The sequence below is a fragment of the Prevotella sp. oral taxon 313 genome, from assembly GCF_003043935.1.
In the GTDB taxonomy this organism is placed as follows: domain Bacteria; phylum Bacteroidota; class Bacteroidia; order Bacteroidales; family Bacteroidaceae; genus Prevotella; species Prevotella jejuni.
Genome location: NZ_PYXE01000001.1, coordinates 2,751,867 through 2,773,712, shown reverse-complemented (window position 1 = coordinate 2,773,712; position 21,846 = coordinate 2,751,867). Strand labels below are relative to the sequence as shown.

Here is a 21,846-nt window from a genome sequence, read left to right as displayed (position 1 = left end):
TAATAAATTAGTTGCCATCATAACCAGGGTTCTGCTTCATGTCCTTATGAGCACCCATGATGTCTGGGTGGAATGGGAAGATTTCGATGTGCTTATCGGCATCTGCCTCCTTATCCCACCATGCATCTTCGAACTTACCAAAGCGAATCAAGTCGATACGGCGACGTCCCTCTGCGAAGAACTCACGTCCCCACTCTGCCAGCATCTCCTTCATATCGAGGGTTGCTGTACCTTCTGGGGCATAGAGAACAGTGCTCCAATCAGAAGAAGGATAGTTACGTTTGCGTACCATGTTCAAGAGTTTACCTGCTGTAGTAGCATCTCCCTTGCGCAGCTTACACTCTGCAAGGCTATAGATAATCTCTGGGAGACGTACCTCACAGTAGTCTGCTTCAAGCTGAAGGTCCTCTTCGGTATCTGGATAGAGAGGATACTTAGCGAACATCCAACCAGAGTTGTCGTCACCATCCTCAAGTCTACTTTCAGTCTTATTGAGCCACTTGCTACCATCAGTAGCACCGAACTTACCAACAGCATCACGTATGTCAAGAACATATCTACCGTTGTGATCCTTCAAATACTGTGGATGTCCGTCATCATCAATATATTGAATCTTACCGAAGATGAACATACCCTCACGTCGACCATTGTTTAAGTTCTTGTACATCTTTAGTCGAACGTCTGATGGATACTTCTTGAATTGAGCAATAGGCATACCTAACTCGAAGTTATACTTCTCTCCCTTAGGGTTATAAGATGGTGAAGCAGAGTACTTGAGGTTGTGTGAACCTTCCTTGCACTTCTTATCCTTCAGCCAGTCATTAGCCTTAGATGGAGTAGTCCACCAATAAACATCACCCTTGTAGTGCCAATGTGTCTCGCCCTGAGAGCTTGGGAATGCGAAGATAACCTCATCACACTTGTCATTATCCCAATCGAAAGCAGCGTCCCAACGGTCAGCTACAGCGTATGTACCATACTTACCATCAAGAATGTCCTGTGCATACTTCTCTGCATCAGCATAGCGGTCTTCACCAACATAAACCTGTGCATTCATATACAAGCGAACCAACAGCGCAGCTGCACCAGCTTGTGTCCACTGACCTTCAATGTTACCATTACCACCAAGGGAAGCCTTCTTAACCAAATCAGGCAGGGCATCCTTCAATTCTTTCTCTATAAAGTCGAAAATCTGACGTGGTGGAACCTGGCCTTTAGAGTTCTGTGATAGGTCTTTGAAGCCAACAGAGTAGTATACATTACGGAACGCATCTAACAGACGAAGATAATACCATGCACGGAGAACGTGGTTCTGTGCGCGAAGGTTAGCGAACTCTGCTTCTGAAAAACCAAACTTTGACGCAGAGAGTGTATTAAGGTCTTCAATTACCTTATTAGCCTGTCCGATACCTTGATAGCAACCATTGAACTCAGACTGAGCCTCACCATTCGTGTTAATCCACTTATGTCGGTGCATACGAGCCCAACGACCACCATCATCCCACCAGTCTTCACGGGTAGGAGTAATCAATTGGTCGGCTGTTTCTTCATTCAATACATGGCGACTCTGGATACTCCAGAAGCCATGTTCGAATGGACGAAGTACTGCGCGGATAACGTCATCCTTCGTATTATAATAGTTGCTTGATGCCACTTGGTCGTACAGTGTCTCACTAAGATCAGTACAACTTGAGGCTGTCATAAGAGCCGCAGACACTGCTAACAATGCTGCGTATTTATATAACTTATTCATTGCTTTTCATTATCTAAATGATTGAACGATTGTTTTAGAAGTCAACTTGCAATCCTAACATGAACTGGCGTGTTGATGGATAGTATGTACGTGAACCCGTAGCACCTGGTGTCAAGCCATTCAACTGATAGGTAGAAGGGTCTACACCAGAGAACTTCGTAATCGTAAAGAGGTTGGTTGCTGTTGCATAGATACGAACAGAGCTAAGATACTTCTTCTTCATATCTAAGGTATAACCAAGACTTACAGAAGAGAGCTTCAAGTAGTCACCAGGCTCAAGGAAGTAGTCTGAGACAATAGGGTTCTGTGTTACTGCAAGGTTCTTACTGTATGCTTTATCCATTACATTACCTTGGAAGTTCTTAATACCATAATAGAAGTCATGGATATTGAAGATATCAAAGCCCAAAGCTGTCTGGAAGAACAATGAAGCATCTAAGTTCTTATAACGGAAACTATGTGTCATAGAACCCGTGAACTTAGGAAGACCATTGCCAACAAACTGACGATCATTATCTGTAGCATTGTCTGCTAAGATCTTATCACCATCCTTGTCATATACAATCCACTTACCATCAGAAGTGATACCAGCATACTTCCACATATAGAAGCTACCAATACGGCGTCCCTTCTCGATACGCTGTAATGTATGGAATGGGTATGGATCCTGTGTATCAACCATGTAATAGAAGTCCTGACCAACAAACTTACTGTTGCTGAACTTAACGAACTCATTACCCATTGTTGCTCCTACGACATTGAGCGTATAGGTGAAGTCCTTCTTCTTAATAGCATTCCAAGTTACATCAAACTCGAAACCACTGTTACGCATAGTACCTACGTTCACGAAAGTTGTCGTAAACAAATATGGTGGAACTGTCACATTATAATCACCCAAGAGGTCTTGCTGTGTACGATTGAAGTAGTTGAAAGAACCGAAGAGGTTACCATTGAACAACGCCCAATCAAGTCCGACGTTCCAGTTCTTACCCTTCTCCCAGTGCAAGTCATCGTTTGGATTCTTACCAGGACCCCATACTTGATAAGACTTGCCATTATACATATAATAACCAAAGCCAGTCATTGTGTCAAGTGACTTGTATGAACCGAAGTCCTGATTACCTGTCACACCGAAGTCAGCACGGAGCTTCAAGTCGGTCAACCAACTCTTTGTTCCTGCCATAAAGGCCTCGTCAGAGATACGCCAACCAGCAGACACAGCTGGGAAGTTACCCCACTTATAATGCTCACCGAACTTTGTTGAACCCTCATGACGCAAAGAAGCTGTCAACATATAACGTCCCTTCCAGTCATAGCTTACACGTCCGAAGAATGCAATCAGCTTGTAACCATTCTTATAAGAACCCATACCAAGCTCGTCCTTCTTCTTCATGAACTTACCTGTTCCTAAGTTGTTGTCCTCAAGAGCATCGTTAGGGAAGTCCTTGTTCTCTGCATTAAAACCTGAGTAGAGAGCCTCTTGATAAGAGTAACCAAACATAGCCTTTAAGTTGTGATTACCAAAAGAGTTGCTATAGTTGTTAATCCACTCCAAACTATGGAGAGACTCCTTGCCATAACTCTGTGAAGCTTCACCATCACGACCTGCATTAATCGTACGGGTGTTGGTTGATGGGCTAAACCACTGGTTATAGTTATCATACTGATGGTCAGCGAATGTCAACTGTGTTGTCAACACCTGCTTTCCAGGATTGGTCAATAACAATGGGAAGAGATTCAACTTAACGGTACCATCCCAGTCAATCAACTTTGTTGTACCAGTATCTTTACGTCTCTTCTCCTGCTCAATAGGGTTCCACTCAGCAGGCTGTCCCTTAAAGTTATAGTACAGCGCAGGATTCTGTGGGTCCCAAATAGGAGTCGTAGGGTTAGCCTCTAAAGCATTACGGAACACATCCCAAGTTGCGTTCTTACGATAGGCAACACGTGGAGCAATATTCAAACCGAAGGTTATCAAACCGTTGTTGGTTGTATGGTTCAAGCTGATACGAGCACCATACTCCTGACGACCAGAGTACTTATCAATACCCTTTGCATCACGATAGTCTACCGATGCACGGTAATTTGACTTGATATTACCACCACTAAGTGTCAATGTATGAACAGTGCGAACACCAACACGGCTCACTTCCTTCATCCAGTCTGTTGAACCACCAAGGTCATAACCAGTACCAGAAGCCAATCGGTTGGCACGATACTCATCAGCTGAGAGCATATCAAGGTCCTTCTTAATGACATCTAAAGCGATAGAGCCACTATAAGAGGTATGCAGGTTTCCGTCACGAGCTCCCTTCTTTGTCGTTACGAGAATAACACCGTTAGAACCACGAGTACCGTAGATTGCTGATGCAGCACCATCCTTCAAGACATCATAACTCTCAATGTCATTAGGATTGAGGTTGGTTAAGTTACCACCAGGTACACCATCGATGACAATCAATGGACCAAGTCCTGCAGCACGAGATGAGACACCACGCACCTGGATACTTGCCTGATTGTTAGGGTCACCAGCACCAGTATTGGTAATACTAACACCAGCCACCTTACCTTGAATCATCATAGATGGGTCTACACTTGCTACCTGTGTGAAGTTCTTAGAAGATACGTGAGACACAGCAGAAGTAAGTTCCTTCTTATCCATCGTACCATAACCAACTACAACAACCTCATCAAGATTAGCAGCATCTTCCTGCAACTTAATCTTAAAATCAGTCTGATTGTTTACTGGTAAATCCTGTGTCTTGTAACCGATGTAGGTCACACGGAGTCGAGATTTAGGACTTGCAACAGATAGAGAGAAGTTACCATCAATATCCGTCACCACACCATTCTTGGTACCTTCCTCCATAATGGTTGCACCAATGACTGGTTCTCCATTCTGATCGGTTACCGATCCCTTAACATTGAGTTTTTGAGCCGCTACGTTCAAGGTGCATATTAGACCCACCAATAGGGCAAGTACCTTACGCCATGAACTGCTCTCAGTTTGCAATGGTTTCATGATTGTTAATTTGATTTATGTTTTTAAAATTATTCCCTGTCGTTATAACGGAAACTCCTTATCTTAAAAGGTGTATGCAAAGATACACGAAAATTAGACTATATGGTAAGGATAAAAGGGTAAATAAATGAAATTACAAATACTCTTCACTGACTATCAGCAACTTACAAACCGTATTATACAAAAAAATACAATATGAGTTATAAGCGCAGAGAACATATTTCAACAACTAACAAAAGCGCAATAGACACATTTTTTACAATGAAGTCGACTCCTCCCCTCCTTTCTTTGTAAGCAAAAACTTGCTCAAATAAAACCATAAATCGCTTGTTCTCTGTCTATATTTCACACCCTTTCGAAGACCAAAACTATCGATGAAATGGGAAGAAATTGATGTTTTTAAGGCCTCACAAGGGTAGATTGAAACCAAGAGGATGGTCCTCTTCAGTTGTCCGGAGCGTCCGGACACTTTGTCCGGAGCCTTCGGACAGATTGTCCGGAGTACTCGGACACTTTGTCCGGGGCCTCCGGACAGTTTGTGCGGAGTAACCGTACCATAAGAGAAGATAGTTTGGAACGATGAAGAAAGGCGTTAGTTAATATATCGTAAAGCACTAACGCCTTACTTATAGGGAAACAGTTCTATCGCACACCGATACCTTTCAACACCGAACTAATCTGCGTCCGATGCTTCAAAGCAGTCTCTTCGCCTATTCGAAGGATGTCTTTTATGGCCTTCTTATTGAAGTCGGTGACACCATAACGGCCTAAATCAGGATTAATATAAAGGTCGGCTTGCGTTCGATTGACATTATATTTCTTTATATCTGGCCGTTCGGCCAACCACTTCAGAATACCACCCATACCTTTCAGAAAGGCGAAAGGCGAATGATAGTCATCATACTTATGTTGCTGAAGGTCGACAGCTATCACCACGTCTGCCCCCATCTTGCGCACAACATCTACTGGAAGATTGTTACTCATACCGCCATCTACCAGCATCAGCGTGTCCATTCGTATGGCTTTAAACGCCCCTGGGATAGCCATACTGGCACGCATATTCCGCACAACAGACCCTGTATCGAGAATTATCTCTTGTTGGCAACGAATATCATAGGCTACACATGCAAAGGGAATAGCCTTTCGGAGAGCACCACGCTGCACAGGCGAACGACTGACAAGGCTGTCAAGAAAGTCGTAGACATGGTCGCCATGTAAGATGCCAAATCCTTTCTGTCCACCAACATCCGTCTTCTTATGGACAGGGAAACCGAAGACATAGACCACACCATCCTCTTCCTTGTACATCTTTCCTACAAGAGCTGTATCTCTATCAGCCAATAACGACAACCAATTCTGCGACCGAAAAAGCTTATCGAGGTCGTCTGCCCGATAACCTTGAGCGTAGAGTCCGCCTATAATTGCCCCTATACTCGTCCCTGCAATATAGTCGATAGGAATCTTTTCTCGCTCCAACTCTTTAAGTATTCCTATGGCTGCAGCACCTTTCGCACCACCGCCACCAAGCACAAGTCCCACCTTTGGGCGGGTCTTCCCACCTTCGTTCTGTTGCTGTGCCTTCACAGATAAACCACAGCATATCAGCATCAGAAATACAAGTAAGTATTTTTTCATAGCGACAAAAGTAATGTTTTTCTAAGAGAAAAGCGTGTTTTTTCCTTTTATTGTTGCTTTTCATTTCTCCAACAATCTTCATATTTCCTCAAAAGCAAGTAACTTGTCCACTCGTAAACTTGTCTACTTGTCAACTCCAAAACAATCAACTCGTCTACTCGTCAGCTTGTCTACTCGTCAACTTTTCCTTACCTTTGCATCATGAAGTTCCATCCTATCCTATCAGAACAGCCCCTACCCGCTCGGTTTAATAATCCTTTCGATTACGAACCGGACGCTCTTTGCCGTGCAGCAGTCAAGCAGTTGCAGGCAGATCTCCCCATTGAACCAATCGAAGGAAAGATGTATGGCGTTCTGATTGTTGAGCGAAACGGAGAGATTGGTTATTTGCAAGCCTACTCAGGACAGATAGCTGATGAGGGAGAAGACTTTGTTCCAGCTGTTTTCGACTATCTCCAGCCCAATGGTTACTTCAAGATTCATGAGGCTGAGATTACCCAATTGAATCAAAAGATAGCCCAACTAAAAGCCTCAACAGCCTATCGACAGGCACAGGAAAACCTAAAATCGATTCGGCAAGAGGCAGAAAAGGCTATCGAAGAAGCACGGAGAGTGATGCAAGGTGCTAAGTTCTTACGTGACAAACGCCGTAAGGAGGCTTTTATTTCAGAGGTAGAACGCAATGAGATGACACGTCAGAGCCAGTTTCTTAAAGCCGAATTGCAACGTAAGAAAAAGGTTTATGCTGAACAGATTACCGCTGCACAGACAGTTATGAACAGATATCAAGAACAGATAAATGCATGGAAGCGAGAACGCAAGATGAAGTCTGACCGGCTACAACGTTGGCTTTTCTCCCAGTTCTCACTACTCAATGCACACGGAGAACGTAAGAACTTACTCGATATTTTCCGTGATTACTATCTAAAGAATAGTCCTGCTCGCACGAAGGCGGCCCATATAACAAATGTGAATACTGCTGAACGTGCTGCCAAGGAGAGTCTCGCAGCTTCACTACTTCCACCTTCAGGCGCAGGTGAATGCTGTGAACCAAAGCTCTTACAATATGCCTTTCTTCATGGTTATAAGCCTATTAGCATGGCAATGTTTTGGTGGGGACCACCGCCAAAGACCGAGATAAGACAGTATGGAAACTACTATCCTGCTTGTAATGGAAAGTGTAAACCTATCTTGGAATGGATGTTGGAAGGGATAGACGTTGACTATAAAGATTGCAATAGGACAGATTGTGAAACCGAATTAGCTCTTTCTGAAAGACTAAAAATACTCTATGAAGACGATTATCTTGCAGTAGTTGTCAAACCGTCGGGCATGCTTTCTGTTCCTGGAAAAGGCTGTCAACCATCCGTTTATAGTATTCTAAGCGAACGATGGAAGGGTAAGAGCGATGCATTTATGGTACATCGATTAGACATGGCAACAAGTGGTTTACTCGTTGTTGCACGTACTTCTGAAATTCATAAGGCTTTACAAGCACAGTTTATTGGGCGAACGGTCAAGAAGAAGTATGTTGCTTTGCTTCCTCTCTCTGTCCTCGAAAAGCAGTTACCAACAGAGGGACGGATAGACCTCCCGCTCTCTCCCAACCCAGACGACCGTCCTCGGCAGCGCGTTGATAGGACTAATGGGAAACAATCTATCACTGAGTATCGCCTTATCGGTAAGACAACATACGGAGAAAAAGCATTGGAAGCAGTGAAGATAGCGCTCTATCCGTTGACAGGTCGTACTCACCAACTGCGCGTTCATTGTGCTCATCCAGACGGATTGAGTACTCCTATCATTGGCGATAACCTCTACGGACAGCGAGCAGAACGCCTTTGGCTACACGCAGAGCACCTTGAGTTCACTCATCCTATCACTCAGAGACGAATGAGATTCGATACTCCTTTATAAGTATCGGGGCTCTCTATTCCTCCTCTTCTTCTATTCTTTCAACCCTTGGAATACCGTCTCCACCCTTCTTTGTATGTACCTTCACTGTTAGTGGCACATTCTCTATCAGCACATTACTTGTGTTCAGTCCTAAAGAGCGGTTCATGCTCAACTTCAAATGGTCAATCCATTCATAGGCATCCATGATGAGTCGCTCCTTAAAAGAGAAAGAAGTGAAAGCAGAGTAAATCCTATTAATAAGTACGAAGACAAAGTTTCCCATCACATTATGCTTAGCCAATGAAGGATAAGACGACGCAAGTGAGAAGCCATCCTTAGCCACCATATCCTCTATTATCTGCCTGAAATAACGATTGACAAGTGGATGGATGCGGAAGCCTAACCGTAGGTTGATACGATAAAGAGTATCGGGAACGAGCGTGGTAACGTCATATTCCAGTGTTGAAGGGCTGTCTTGATAGTCTATATGCAGCAAGAAATAATGGTCAGCACGCATTGGATGCTTGTTAATGATTGAATAGAGAATCTTCTGTTCGATGTCGTATTTACCCCCAAGCTTGGTTAGATAGACTATGTTTGTTGCATACTTAGGGATTGACTCATCGCTCTTGATATCAGAAATGATACTGAACGATTCGCGAACATCACGTATCTGTATCTGCGAATTACGAATGGTTGTGGCGTTATACCATACGTACATGATAGCTATCATCACACTGGCAAGAAGCATGGTTACCCAACCTCCATTCATAAACTTTGCCATGTTTGCGACGAAGAAGATACTCTCCAAACCGACAAAGACGATAAGGAACAGGAGTGTGAGCCAACGATTTACACGACGAATAGTAAGATAAGCACTCAAGAGGAAGGTAGTCATGAGCATGGTTATCGTAATAGAAAGACCGTAAGCAGCCTCCATTCGCTCCGAACTCTTGAAGAAAAGTATCACAATCACACATAAGATAAAGAGCGACATATTGACAAATGGGATATAAAGTTGTCCCTTAACATCGGTCGGATACTTAATCTTCTGACGTGGCCAAAACTTTAAGTTCATTGCTTCACTGAAGATAGTAAACGAGCCACTAATCAATGCTTGACTCGCAATGATGGCTGCTATCGTTGCCATGACGATACCGAAAAAGAGCATGCCGTGGGGCATGATGGCATAAAAAGGGTTCGTTCCTGCAGGAAGACTATTAGCATGCGCAATTATCCAAGCCCCTTGACCAAGATAGTTGAGGATTAACATGACTTTAACAAAGGCCCAACTCGTGCGGATGTTATTAATTCCACAATGCCCTAAGTCGGAGTATAAGGCCTCAGCACCAGTCGTACAGAGGAACACTGCGCCCAAGATTAAGAACCACTCAGGGTTGCTCGTCAGCAAGCGAATGGCATGTAAGGGATTAAAAGCCTGTAAGATAGGGACATAATCACCGACATGCATGGCTCCTAACACGCCTAACATCGAGAACCATACGAACATCAATGGACCAAACAACTTACCGATCATGTTTGTTCCGAATTGTTGAATAAAGAACAATACTGTAACGATACACAAGGCAATAGGTACTACTGGGGTCTCTGGCTCATATACTTTTAATCCTTCAATAGCAGAGAGAACAGTGATAGAAGGGGTTATGACTCCATCAGCTATCAGTGTACTGGCTCCGACAATGGCTAAGAGATAAAACCACTTACGACTATGTCGACGTATCAAAGCATACAGAGCGAGTATTCCTCCCTCCCCTTTATTGTCTGCACGAAGGGCTATCAAGACATACTTAACGGTTGTCTGGAGAGTTAAAGTCCATATAATACACGATACAGCACCAATGATATACTCTGCATTGACAGGGTTTCCTGCCCTGACAATAGCCTTCATCACATACAAAGGAGACGTACCAATATCGCCAAACACGATACCTAAGGTCACAAGAACGCCCACCAAGCTAAGCTTATGGTGTGCTGCATTACTGCAATTGTTATCCTGAGTCATTCTTATAAATACTTAAAACGAGTGCAAAGGTAAATAAAATCACGGTAACAAGAGAACTAACTATTGGCTTTTATCTATATTTCTTTTGTCGTTTACCTTATTTACAGTAACTTTGCACGTATAAAACAACAATCAAACAGATATGGAAGAAAAGAAATTCAAGCGTACTACTGTGACGGCCGCATTGCCTTATGCGAATGGTGGTGTGCATATAGGACACCTTGCCGGAGTGTATGTTCCAGCCGACATCTACGTACGCTACCTCCGATTGAAGAACCGTGAAGTAGCTTTCATCTGTGGTAGTGACGAGCATGGAGTGCCTATCACCATCCGTGCAAAGAAGGAAGGTGTCACCCCACAAGACGTATGTGACCGCTATCATAAACTCATTAAAGACTCGTTTGAGGAGTTTGGTATCTCCTTCGACATCTACAGTCGCACTACAAGTGAGACGCACAATAAGTTCGCTTCAGACTTCTTCCGTAAGCTATACGACGATGGCAAGCTCGTTGAACAGGAGAGTGAGCAGTACTATGATGAGGAGGCTCACCAGTTCCTTGCCGACCGCTATATCATGGGTGAGTGTCCTCACTGTGGTAATCCAAATGCATACGGCGATCAATGTGAGAAGTGTGGCAGTGACTTAAGCCCTATGGAACTGAAGAATCCACACTCTACTATCTCAGGTTCACAGCCTGTCATCAAGCGTACAAAGAACTGGTACCTCCCTCTGAATGACTATCAAGAGTGGCTGAAGCAGTGGATTTTGACGGATCACAAGGAGTGGCGACCAAACGTTTATGGGCAGTGTAAGAGCTGGTTAGACATGGATTTGCAACCACGTGCTATGACCCGCGACCTTGATTGGGGTATTCCTGTTCCTGTACAGGGTGCTGAGGGTAAGGTTCTTTACGTATGGTTCGATGCGCCAATTGGCTATATATCAAACACGAAGGAGCTTTGCGAGAATGATCCAGAGCATTTCGGTACATGGCAGAAATGGTGGCAAGACCCAGAGACACGTCTCGTTCATTTCATTGGAAAGGATAATATCGTCTTCCATTGTATCATCTTCCCAACCATGCTAAAGACTCATGGCGACTATATCTTACCTGATAACGTACCAGCCAACGAGTTCCTTAACCTCGAAGATAATAAGATTTCTACAAGTAAGAACTGGGCTGTATGGCTCCACGAGTATCTCCGTGACTTTGAAGGAAAGCAGGATGTACTACGTTATGTACTGACTGCGAACGCACCAGAGACCAAAGATAACAACTTTACATGGAAAGACTTTCAAGAGCGCAACAACTCTGAACTCGTTGCTGTCTACGGTAACTTCGTAAACCGTGCACTACAGTTAACAAAGAAGTATTGGGACGGTGTGGTTCCTGCCTGTGGTGAGTTAGAAGAGATTGACCGCCAGACAATACAAGAGTTTAAGGATGTCAAGGAGAAGGTTGAGGCTTATCTTGAAATCTTTAAGTTCCGTGAGGCACAGAAGGAGGCTATGAACCTCGCCCGCATCGGTAATAAATACATCGCTGAGACAGAACCTTGGAAGCTTTGGAAGACCGACCCTAAGCGTGTGGAGACGATTCTCTACATCTCGCTTCAGCTCGTTGCCAACCTCAGTATTGCCTTCGAACCATTCTTGCCATTTAGTAGTAAGAAACTTCGTGAGATGATTAACATGACGGAGTATAACTGGAGTGAACTTGGTTCTACCGACCTTCTCCCAGCTGGAAAGCAGTTGGCTGAACCAGAACTACTCTTTGACAAGATTGACGATGAGGCTATCGAGGCTCAGTTGCGTAAGTTGGAAGAGACTAAGAAGGCTAACAAAGCCGCTTCCTACAAGGCTGAACCTATCAAGAAAGATGTTCCTTTTGAGGATTTCGAGAAACTTGATATCCGTGTAGGACATATCATTAAATGCGAGAAGGTGAAGAAGAGTAAGAAGCTCTTGCAGTTCACTATCGACGATGGTTCGGGTGTTGAGCGCACGATTCTTAGTGGTATTGCTGCCTACTACGAGCCAGAGCAGCTCACTGGTAAGGACGTTCTTTTCGTTGCAAACTTTGCTCCTCGTAAGATGATGGGCATCGAGAGTCAAGGAATGATACTCTCTGCCGTTAATTTCGATGGTTCCCTCTCTGTCACAACAACAATGGGTGAGGTGAAACCAGGTAGTCAAGTGGGATAAGATAAGCCCAAGTGGCTTTTTCAAATAACCTAAAAAGGCAATTATAATGTGTGCATCTCCACACGTTATAATTGCCTTCTTTATTAAGTTTCAATACCTTAAGATAATACGCTAAGTTCGTTGACTCTTTTTGTTTACATCGTAGTTTGAAGAAAAGAAATCTCTCACTTTCAAACTAAACTTTGCTCTTCTTCTCACCTTTACATCTCATAGACAGTAATTGAAAGTCCAAAGTCACATACATATTACATATTAGAAATACTCCTTTACGGCAAACTCAAACTGTTCCATGAAGATTTGCTTAAAGGCATAAAGGCTATTTTGCTCATAAAAGATGAGCATAGCTTTCTTGTAGTCTATTGAGTCTATAGAACGAAAACTAAGTGGACAATAGTCATTAGCAATAAGTATTGCATTGCTCGTAATACGTGCTGTGCGCTTATTCCCATCTGAGAAGGGTTGAATATAAGACAGAAGTATGAGTGTGAGTAAGGCTTTCTCAAAGATATTAGACTTACTATTGATTAGTTCACAGGCATCTCTCATAGCTTCACGGATTTGGAATTCATTATCTAAAGGGTGGTAATTAGTACCTGTAATGCCCACACGATGACGACGAAGACCTTTATCTATAGAAAGTTCCTTTGTTAGTAATTGGTGAATATCCTCTATATGACTAACCGTTAGTTCCTTTAGATAGTCTGGATTATCAAGGACAAAGCTCAAAGCATCCTTATGATTGAGTAGCATCACAGCCTCTTCTCTCGTCTTACCTTCAGCTGTCTTACTCTCACGGAGCAAACGTTCTGTTTCAAGCAAAGTATATGTGTTACCTTCTATTTGCGAAGATTTCCAACTAAGATCAATTCCTAATCGCTCCATCTCCTTACGATACTCATTATCAGTCAACTCACTGACATGCTGCCGAAACTCTTCTTGTAATGCATCAAAGTGTGACTGCTCTTTGTCAGAGAAAAGTCTTGTTTCTGCAAGTAGACCATTAATTAGCTCAAAATTATAACTGCTTTGCACTTGTCGCTCATCCACTTCAAGCGCGAAATAAGTATCAAGATTGAGTGGCATCAGCAACTGGGCTTGGGGAGAAAGCCTATAACGAGTAGCACGTGCTTTTCCTTCTGCCACGATGTCTCCTGCCTTAATGCCAGCTGCTATCATACGTTTCAAAGTCGCATCACTACCTTTGAAAGCCGTTCCTGTAGTAATATCACCACGAGAAGAGAGTGGATGATAATGCAGATATTGTAATATATCTCTTGATTCATTCATGACTTACAAACCTTAATCGGTGCAAATATAGCAATAAAAAGCCAATTATCGGCTCATCGTAAGCCTAAAAACAAGTAAAAAGAATAGTATTTTGAGCCGATTCTTGCACTTTATATGTTTTAAAGGCAAACGCTCGAGGCTTATACGCAAAACTTAAAATTCTTTATACAATACCCTCTTATAATTCAAATTGTGATTTAATATCTAAAAGAATAATACTGAATACTTGTTTTTTTAACCTCAAATTCTTATTTTTGTAATAGAAAAATATAACCATTAGCAGCGTATAAATAAATGAACAACGAAATACAATTCCTACTATACAATAGTCCTGAAGGTGGTGAAAACGTACAAGTACTTGTCAAGGATGAAACTTTATGGATGACACAAAAAGCTATATCACAGCTTTTTGATTGTACTGTAGATAATGTAGGGCTACACCTGAGAAATATTTTCAAGGAAGGAGAATTAAGCGAAATATCAACTACCGAGAAATTCTCGGTAGTTCAAAAAGAAGGAAAACGTAACGTTAATAGAGAATTGACATTCTATAATCTTGACGCAATCATCTCTGTTGGTTATCGTGTAAATTCTATTAAGGCAACTAATTTCCGCAAATGGGCAACTGGTATATTAAAAGAATATATCCATAAAGGGTTTATATTAGATGATGAACGCCTCAAACAAGGAAAGGAGATTTTCGGAAAAGACTATTTCAAAGAACTCTTAGAACGTGTTCGTTCTATCCGCGCAAGCGAACGACGTATTTGGCAACAGATAACAGATATCTATGCAGAATGTAGCACAGACTATGACAAACAAGCGCCAACAACACGAGAGTTTTATTCCATGATACAAAATCGTTTCCACTATGCAATCACAGGACAGACTGCAGCTGAGATTATATACACAAAAGCCGACCACAACCAAGAACACATGGGACTAACAACTTGGAAAAATTCTCCAAATGGACGAATACTGAAATCAGATGTTACAATAGCCAAAAACTACTTATCTGAGATTCAAATAAGACAATTAGAGAGAGCTGTCACAGGATTCTTTGATTATATTGAGGATTTAGTTGAACGAGAGAATACATTCACGATGTCTGATTTCGCTAAGAGTGTTGATGCTTTCCTTACTTTCCGTCAATATAAAATCCTGCCTGACAAAGGTCGTATTTCAGCATTACAAGCTAAAGAAAAGGCTGAAAATGAATATGATATATTCAATAAGACACAAAAAATAGACTCTGATTTTGATAGGGAGATAAGAGGTCTTACCAACAAATAGAAACTTGTACACCATACCAACAAATATCTCCTTGAACTATCCTTCTGCGTAAATAATTCGGCATGCATGGTCTCGCCTTGTTTATATCAGTACTTTTAATTACTTTTGCAATCGTAGGAAAGGATAGAATCGATAGTTAATAATAAAACGAAAGAGGGTTAGGAATATGAGAAGAAAGGTTTTCTACTTTTTATTATTTACGCTGTTTGCTGGTAATGGCATGGCTTTCAACCTTTCTGCCGATACCACAAAGACAAGTAAAAAGGCTGATAATCCACTGATAGAGGACGGATATGATGTCGATGCTGATACGGTTATGGAATATTATGGGAAGCCAATTCAGCACCTGACAAGCTTTGTGAATAACACCATAACACTTAGTTGTCCTACACCAAACTGCTGGAAGGGCTTTTATACATGGAAGGGCTTTAAGATATCTAACTTCTATGTGAAGACGGGTGAAGCATCTTTCAAGGGAATGAATGCCGCAATTTTGTCTCCGATAACGATGACGACAAGCATAGACAGCATCACGGATTCGATTTTTACCGACCGTCTTCTTGCCATTGAATACAAGGGAAGACGATGGGTTTATAGCAATGTTATCCGTAACACGGAGGCGGATACAATGCTAAGTTTTGAGGAGATTAGGACAGGAAAAGAGGGTATAGAACTGAGTTATGTGGCTGGACAAGGATACAAATATGACTATCTACTCCTTATCAATATGTCTGATGGACAACCCTGTTTGACGAACATCTACGTTGACGAATACAATTCTACTGCAAAGTATCAAGCCACACATCAATTCGATTTTACGCCGTTTGACGACGAAGGTGAATTCTCTCTTTATCGTTACCGACGCCATTTCCCAATGCTCTTACGGATGGGAAACTATGAAGCTTTTGGTGAATAACGCCCTACACTATCGTCCCCATAAATCGTAACCACAGCAAGTATCAACACCTAAAACCGCCAACGCAATTGAATATCGAGTCCACTTAACGTTGAAGGCGAACTTAAAAACGAGTAGAAGGAATGGTATTTTGAGCCGATTCTTACGCTCTATATGTTTTAAAGGCAAGCGCTCGATAACTCTACACAGCCCTTAAAACCAACATATTCAACGCGTTTTATTTACCAAAAGCGATAAAAGGAACCTTTTCTAAAACTAAGAACAAAACGACAACATATAAACTCTTTTATTCGTAATCCCTTTGTTTAAGATAACTATTCAAACCTTAGTTCGTCGAAATCTTCTATTTCCGAGAGTTTCATTAATGGCTTTTTCTTCAACTTAACGACAGTCCTCTTGAACACTTCATCTATTTCTGAGTCATCATCAGAATCTGCATCATACTTGTCAGCATTAATATTCTCATCATCATATACGATGCCTGTAAGAAAGTTGATGCTCGTTTTAAATAAGACTACTGGTCCACGATCATGAGACACTTCATAGCCTATAAGCATAAAATCTGAGTTCTGATAACGGAAACAATACTCCCAATAACCATACCGACCATGACAATAACGCAAATAAAGATTCCCTTTTCTCTCCTCTACCCACAGTTCTGGAGAAAAATAATTACCTCCATCTTCATTCTCTGATGAGAAGCAATTGTAATTCTTCGACGCAAGTTTATAACCATTTTTCTCGGTAAACAGTATGATAATTCCCCTACGGTTACGGTCTACTACTTTATCAAAACTGTTTTTTACGAAGCCATCCTTGCGTGTTGCCTTGATGATTAACACACAGTCTTCAAGCCCATCTTTGTTCAAGTCACCCGATATCTTCTCAAATAGTTTATAACCTTTGGGAATGAAATCAGTTATTTGCTGCTGGTCAGCAACATCATATTGATGCATATCTCCTTGTTTTTCCACCTTTGATATACGCTTCATTGACTGGCTTACCGCGGCTTGAGGGTCGGCAGCATCGGCTTTTGACTGTACCTTATCACGGCAACCTGCCAACGCCATTGCCATACAGAGCAAACAAAGAATTATCTTACTGACTTGTTTCATGTCGCATATTGTATTACTTTCATCTGCAAATATAGATAAAAAAAAGGATATCAAGCGACAGAAAACAGCTTTTATTATCACCAAACTTTATGTGTTTACTAATCAAAAAGAAGGTAGATCAATAGCACAACAATCCTCTCCTACGAATTATTTTCATGATAAGAAGAATTTATTTTCATGAAGATAAATATTTATTTTCACGACAAAAAATATTTATTTTCACGACAAAAAATATTTATTTTCATGTAAATAATTCGGCAAGCATAGTTCTTACTTGTTTATGTCGGTACTTTTAATTACTTTTGCAACCGTAGGAAAGGATAGAATCGATAGTTAATTATAAAACAAAAGAGGGTTAGTAATATGAGAAATAAGACTTTCAACTTTTTATTATTCACGCTGTTTGCTGTTAATTGCATGGCTTGCAACCTTTCTGCCGATACCACAAAGACAAGTAAAAAGGCTGATAATCCACTGATAGAGGACGGATATGATGTCGATGCTGATACGGTTATGGAATATTATGGGAAGCCAATTCAGCACCTGACAAGCTTTGCGAATAACACCATAACGCTTAGTTGTCCTACACCAAACCGCTGGAAGGGCTTTTATACATGGAAGGGGTTTAAGATATCTAACTTCTATGTGAAGACGGGTGAAGCATCTTTCAAGGGGATGAATGCCGCTATTTTGTCTCCGATAACGATGACGACAAGCATAGACAGCATCACGGATTCGATCTTTACCGACCGTCTTCTTGCCATTGAATACAAGGGAAAAAGATGGGTTTATAGCAATGTTATCCGTAACACGGAGATGTATGCAATGCTAAATTTTGAGGAGATTACGACGGGAAAAGAGGGTATAGAACTGAGTTATGAGGGTGGACAAGGATACAAATATTACTATCAACTCCTTATCAATATGTCTGATGGACAACCCTGTTTGACGAACATCTACGTTGAAGAACACAATTCTACTGCAAAGTATCAAGCCACACATCAATTCGATTTTACGGCGTTTGACGACGAAGGTGACTTCTCTCTTTATCGCTACCGACGCCATTTCCCAATGCTCTTATGGATGGGAAACTATGAAGCCTTTGGTGAATAGTAACCTATGTTATCCTCCCCATAAATCGTAACCACAGCAAGTATCAGCACCTAAAACCGCCAACGCAACTGAATATCAAGTCCACTTAGCGTTGAGGAATTGACTTGCTGAAGTCCTGAGGATATGTGGTCACGGTCGAAATAATGTGTGGTAGAACTACGAAGAATTATCATAAGACGGCTCGATAGGTCTGCCCGAGCAAACAGACTATAGTGCATACCCTTACCAAAGAAGGCAGGAAAACTAAAAGAATAGAGTGGACCACGCTCGTAAACATAGATACGTGAAGCGAAATCTGTCGTTTGAAAATAACCAATCATACCATTCAGCGTGAGCCACGAAAGGGGTTTCCATGTTCCAGATTCGCTCACCATATAGCCGATACTACGCTTTACACTACTGCTTGTAGCGACATCCAACTGACTCTTACAGGCTAAAGAAGCTGCAGAATAGGTCAAGGCAAGACGCCCACGCTGCGCCACCTCGTTTAGAAGCATCGTCTTATCAGCATTGTCTCTCCCACGTATTCGAAGGCGATAACGGGCCAAGAGCGACCAACGTTGCCGATTATAAGTAAGCATCAGTAGGTTATCCCACGCCTTACTGGCTGTATGTGCACCAAAACGAGGGTGTGAGAAATAGGCGAAATCAGTGTAAGCCATGAGCGACAAACCACGAGTTAGCCCCCAGTTAGCACCTATGAGCAAGCCACTCTCATTCTGAACCGTTCCGTTATCACTAAAGCTACGAGCGAAGAGGGCAGTGTACTGATAGTCATAATAGCGTTGCACCGCAAGAAGCGACAGGTTATGAGCGGCTTGAAAAGAAAGGTTATTCACCGTAGCTATGTGTCCCTTACCATCTATTGCCGTCTCCCCTGTCAACGCCCAACGTGGGTGTTGATAGCTATAATCGGCACTTACGTTCCAAAAGTCATTACCTGCGGGGGCGTAATGACGGTAATATAAAGACGTATTAGGGGTTAAATCCTTATTAAAACGGCTATAAACGCCTGACAAACTGAGGCTAAGTGCACCAGACGACCAACCGACGTGTGCGCCAGCAGCTAATTGGAAAGCTGCATCTTTACGGCTTATTTCACGCAAAGTACGGTGATAACCCGTTTTAAGGATGGTCTTGATAGTCCCATCGTCAGTCAGTGTGGCATCTATACTACGGTAGGAAAGGAAGGTGGTGAGGTTGAGGTGCTTTGCAATCTCTATTGTTGAAGCAGCTCCCTGCAGATAGTTAGCAGCCGAGCGAGAGGAGTGTGCCCGAATAGCCGTAGCTTGTCTGCCTAACATAGAGAGCATAGCAAGCTTCCCAAAACCTAAGGAGTTGTTGATAACGAGTCCTTGTCCGAAACTCACTTTATAGCGTCCTATAGCCAAAGCCTTCACCCGTCCCATCTTTCTCAACAGTAAGTAAAAGCTATAATGGTCGTATCCAAGGCCATTACCATGCGCCAAGAAGGGTTCGCCAGCATCTTGTGCACCCACCAATCCAGCCTGAACATAATCGCTATAACGGAAAGAATAACGGAAGGAATGGGTATAGGGATAGCCAAGATAGCCTTGCCGGTCGCCTTCTCGTTGGTAGAACGGAACATTCGCAGTCAATAAGAAGCAGTGCTTCCCACCCTTAGCAATGGCTTTAAGGGAGGGGAACTTGCGTTGTTCCTCAACTGGTGAGACATAGACAAAATAAGGGAGAAGCTGACGACGGAGAGCATCTAAGGATTCAATCATAGCCAACTCGCCCAACGACTGCATACCATGATATTGATAGACGTAGGCTTGTAGGTCCTCTATCTGTTCTGCTGTGAGGAACGGGATACGTGCAAGTTCTTCCCTACTTGCCGTATTTAGATTCAAAGGATGTGCTGCGAGGTCGGCTAAGACGTCGTAGTCATCCTCCCTTGCGTCCCTATTCTCGTCATTTGTCGCATAGAGTTCCTCTAACAGTTCGTCCCATTCTAAAGGCTGTTGTGCTGTAGACGTGAGGCTAAAAAGGCCCAATAGGCAGGTTAGTAGTAGGTGTCTCATTTAGTTAGATTTCCTTAGTATTAAGACAACAAATATAGTCTTTGTTACTGAGAAAAGCAAATAAAACAACAAGAAAAGTGATAAGAAAACCCTCTCTTATGTCGCTCTACCAACAAATACGGGGTTGGAGAGAGAGAAAGAGAGGGTTATGGGTTGTGCTAAAAAGTATGAATAGCACGGCAAACAAAGGTTAGCTTATTGGATTCTCACACTTTTGCCATCCTTATAACAGGCGATAGTGCGACTGCCATTGGTATAGATATCCTCGCTACCAGGCATATCCAAGGTAAATCCGGCAGCCTTAACCTGAGCTACAAGATTGTCGTATGCGGGCTGATTGAACACTGCTATGATGATAGCACCATCCTTAAAAGCAACGTAACTGGACACACCCTTGCGCATTGGCTTTGGATAGTCTTCATACTTATCAGCCGTTAGAAGCTTTGCAAGAGCACAGTTCTTATAGTACATCTTAGTGAACTTATCAAGTCGATAAACCTCATAGTTCGTCTTCAACTTGTAGCCATATTTCTTCGTGATGGCATCTACCTTACTTGGATTCTGATACATATCCAAAGCCTCAGCAATACTAATAACATCCTTCAAAGGCTCAACTGCGACCACTGTGTCTCTAACGACAGGAGTCGCTACAGGCGCTGTAGCCTTCTGTTGTGTACCACAACTATTCAAGAGCAAAGCCAATAAAAGGACGATAGGAGCTATCCATACATTCTTTCTCATAAGTTCTTTCTATTTTATTTAATGTTGTTTTTATTACGAATAAGGTTGGGGCAGTATGCGAAATAATAGTATCTACAAGTCTTAACTGCCCATAATTGTCTGCATAGAAGCCTTCACATCGGCAGCAGAAACCTCCTTAAGACGTCCCTCTCTCACCTCCAACAAACTATCTGCAAAGCGTACTGCAAGTTCTAAGTCATGAGTAGAAAGGAGGATGAGCTTATCCCTCTCGTGTGCCATTCGCCGTAATGTCTGAAAGGTTTCGGCCTTAGAAGGGAAATCGAGGAAGGCTGTTGGTTCATCAAGTAAGATGACTGACGTTTCTTGAGCGAGTGCTTTCGCAATCATCACCTTCTGCCTTTCGCCATCAGACAAGGTCTGTATCATTCTCCCTTTGAGCTTTTCAATCCCCATCGCAGCGATTGCGTCCTCAACAACCAAGCGGTCTTCAGCACGCAACCGACCAAAGAAACCAGTGTAAGGCGACCTTCCCAAGCCTATTATCTCCTCTATCGTGAGGTTTTGAACATCTGGTTTTTGCGTCAAGACAATGCTCACCTCTCGTGCCAACTCACGTTGTGAATAGGATTGTATGTCACGTCCATCGAGCAATAGATTGCCACCTAACTTAGGAAGAAAGCCTGTAAGCGTCTTCAGAAGTGTAGACTTACCAATGCCGTTCTCCCCTATCAAGCATGAAAGTTGCCCACTCCTCAATGCTAAATCAATATCAGTAATGATGGGATGGGACGCAGAATAGCCTATAGTCAGGTGTGACAAACTGATAATCATGACACTTAC

At 42.4% G+C, this 21,846-nt stretch carries 14 protein-coding genes; 5 read left to right on the top strand and 9 right to left on the bottom strand.

From position 1 onward, the window contains the following. Positions 1–7: 7 nt before the first annotated feature. From AXF23_RS10825 to AXF23_RS10815, 3 genes are all read right to left on the bottom strand, one after another. Positions 8–1,753: a RagB/SusD family nutrient uptake outer membrane protein gene (locus AXF23_RS10825; protein WP_107625308.1), complete on the bottom strand. Its 1,746-nt coding sequence runs from the start codon at positions 1,751–1,753 to the stop codon at positions 8–10. Between the two features lie 34 nt (positions 1,754–1,787). Beyond that, complete coding sequence (locus AXF23_RS10820) at positions 1,788–4,775, bottom strand: SusC/RagA family TonB-linked outer membrane protein (protein WP_107625307.1); 2,988 nt, start codon at positions 4,773–4,775, stop codon at positions 1,788–1,790. A gap of 642 nt (positions 4,776–5,417) precedes the next feature. Then, positions 5,418–6,410: a patatin-like phospholipase family protein gene (locus AXF23_RS10815; protein ID WP_107625306.1), complete on the bottom strand. Its 993-nt coding sequence runs from the start codon at positions 6,408–6,410 to the stop codon at positions 5,418–5,420. Positions 6,411–6,611: 201 nt separating this feature from the next. On the opposite strand from AXF23_RS10815, the gene AXF23_RS10810 reads away from it, so the two are divergent. Continuing rightward, the gene (locus AXF23_RS10810; protein ID WP_107625305.1) at positions 6,612–8,327 is read left to right on the top strand and encodes an RluA family pseudouridine synthase; all 1,716 of its coding nucleotides are present in this window, start codon (positions 6,612–6,614) and stop codon (positions 8,325–8,327) included. A 13-nt stretch (positions 8,328–8,340) separates the two neighbouring features. On the opposite strand, the gene AXF23_RS10805 is transcribed toward AXF23_RS10810, so the two are convergent. Continuing rightward, positions 8,341–10,329 (bottom strand): KUP/HAK/KT family potassium transporter, encoded by a 1,989-nt coding sequence (locus AXF23_RS10805; RefSeq protein ID WP_107625304.1) that lies wholly within the window; start codon positions 10,327–10,329, stop codon positions 8,341–8,343. Positions 10,330–10,471: 142 nt separating this feature from the next. On the opposite strand from AXF23_RS10805, the gene metG reads away from it, so the two are divergent. Continuing rightward, entirely contained in the window at positions 10,472–12,535 is a 2,064-nt protein-coding gene (metG, locus tag AXF23_RS10800; RefSeq protein WP_107625303.1) for a methionine--tRNA ligase, read from the top strand. Positions 12,536–12,787: 252 nt separating this feature from the next. On the opposite strand, the gene AXF23_RS10795 is transcribed toward metG, so the two are convergent. Then, positions 12,788–13,822: a Fic family protein gene (locus AXF23_RS10795; protein WP_107625302.1), complete on the bottom strand. Its 1,035-nt coding sequence runs from the start codon at positions 13,820–13,822 to the stop codon at positions 12,788–12,790. A gap of 294 nt (positions 13,823–14,116) precedes the next feature. On the opposite strand from AXF23_RS10795, the gene AXF23_RS10790 reads away from it, so the two are divergent. Next, positions 14,117–15,115: a virulence RhuM family protein gene (locus tag AXF23_RS10790; RefSeq protein WP_107625301.1), complete on the top strand. Its 999-nt coding sequence runs from the start codon at positions 14,117–14,119 to the stop codon at positions 15,113–15,115. Between the two features lie 166 nt (positions 15,116–15,281). Continuing rightward, the gene (locus AXF23_RS10785; protein WP_107625300.1) at positions 15,282–16,031 is read left to right on the top strand and encodes a hypothetical protein; all 750 of its coding nucleotides are present in this window, start codon (positions 15,282–15,284) and stop codon (positions 16,029–16,031) included. A gap of 314 nt (positions 16,032–16,345) precedes the next feature. Here the strand turns inward: AXF23_RS10785 and AXF23_RS10780 are convergent, their stop codons facing one another. Continuing rightward, positions 16,346–17,146 carry a hypothetical protein gene (locus AXF23_RS10780; protein ID WP_107625299.1) on the bottom strand — a complete coding sequence of 267 codons (801 nt, stop codon included), beginning with the start codon at positions 17,144–17,146 and terminating at the stop codon, positions 16,346–16,348. A gap of 363 nt (positions 17,147–17,509) precedes the next feature. Between AXF23_RS10780 and AXF23_RS10770 the strand changes: the two genes are divergently transcribed. After that, positions 17,510–18,259, top strand: a complete 750-nt coding sequence (locus AXF23_RS10770) for a hypothetical protein (RefSeq protein WP_107625297.1) — start codon at positions 17,510–17,512, stop codon at positions 18,257–18,259. A 50-nt stretch (positions 18,260–18,309) separates the two neighbouring features. Here the strand turns inward: AXF23_RS10770 and AXF23_RS10765 are convergent, their stop codons facing one another. The 3 genes from AXF23_RS10765 to AXF23_RS10755 form a co-directional block, all read right to left on the bottom strand. Further along, positions 18,310–20,304, bottom strand: a complete 1,995-nt coding sequence (locus AXF23_RS10765; RefSeq protein ID WP_107625296.1) for a helix-hairpin-helix domain-containing protein — start codon at positions 20,302–20,304, stop codon at positions 18,310–18,312. A gap of 195 nt (positions 20,305–20,499) precedes the next feature. Next, positions 20,500–21,045, bottom strand: coding sequence for a hypothetical protein (locus tag AXF23_RS10760; protein WP_009013008.1), 546 nt, complete (start codon positions 21,043–21,045; stop codon positions 20,500–20,502). Positions 21,046–21,126: 81 nt separating this feature from the next. Continuing rightward, a complete protein-coding gene (locus AXF23_RS10755; RefSeq protein WP_107625295.1) occupies positions 21,127–21,837 on the bottom strand; it encodes an ABC transporter ATP-binding protein in 711 nt (236 codons plus the stop codon). Positions 21,838–21,846 lie beyond the last annotated feature (9 nt).

Coding starts and splice junctions, on each gene's coding strand:
- metG (WP_107625303.1), top strand. CDS start 10,472: ATGGAAGAAAAGAAATTCAAGCGTACTACTGTGACGGCCGCATTGCCT.
- AXF23_RS10810 (WP_107625305.1), top strand. CDS start 6,612: ATGAAGTTCCATCCTATCCTATCAGAACAGCCCCTACCCGCTCGGTTT.
- AXF23_RS10805 (WP_107625304.1), bottom strand. CDS start 10,329: ATGACTCAGGATAACAATTGCAGTAATGCAGCACACCATAAGCTTAGC.
- AXF23_RS10820 (WP_107625307.1), bottom strand. CDS start 4,775: ATGAAACCATTGCAAACTGAGAGCAGTTCATGGCGTAAGGTACTTGCC.
- AXF23_RS10770 (WP_107625297.1), top strand. CDS start 17,510: ATGAGAAATAAGACTTTCAACTTTTTATTATTCACGCTGTTTGCTGTT.
- AXF23_RS10765 (WP_107625296.1), bottom strand. CDS start 20,304: ATGAGACACCTACTACTAACCTGCCTATTGGGCCTTTTTAGCCTCACG.
- AXF23_RS10780 (WP_107625299.1), bottom strand. CDS start 17,146: ATGAAACAAGTCAGTAAGATAATTCTTTGTTTGCTCTGTATGGCAATG.
- AXF23_RS10755 (WP_107625295.1), bottom strand. CDS start 21,837: ATGATTATCAGTTTGTCACACCTGACTATAGGCTATTCTGCGTCCCAT.
- AXF23_RS10815 (WP_107625306.1), bottom strand. CDS start 6,410: ATGAAAAAATACTTACTTGTATTTCTGATGCTGATATGCTGTGGTTTA.
- AXF23_RS10785 (WP_107625300.1), top strand. CDS start 15,282: ATGAGAAGAAAGGTTTTCTACTTTTTATTATTTACGCTGTTTGCTGGT.
- AXF23_RS10825 (WP_107625308.1), bottom strand. CDS start 1,753: ATGAATAAGTTATATAAATACGCAGCATTGTTAGCAGTGTCTGCGGCT.
- AXF23_RS10790 (WP_107625301.1), top strand. CDS start 14,117: ATGAACAACGAAATACAATTCCTACTATACAATAGTCCTGAAGGTGGT.
- AXF23_RS10760 (WP_009013008.1), bottom strand. CDS start 21,045: ATGAGAAAGAATGTATGGATAGCTCCTATCGTCCTTTTATTGGCTTTG.
- AXF23_RS10795 (WP_107625302.1), bottom strand. CDS start 13,822: ATGAATGAATCAAGAGATATATTACAATATCTGCATTATCATCCACTC.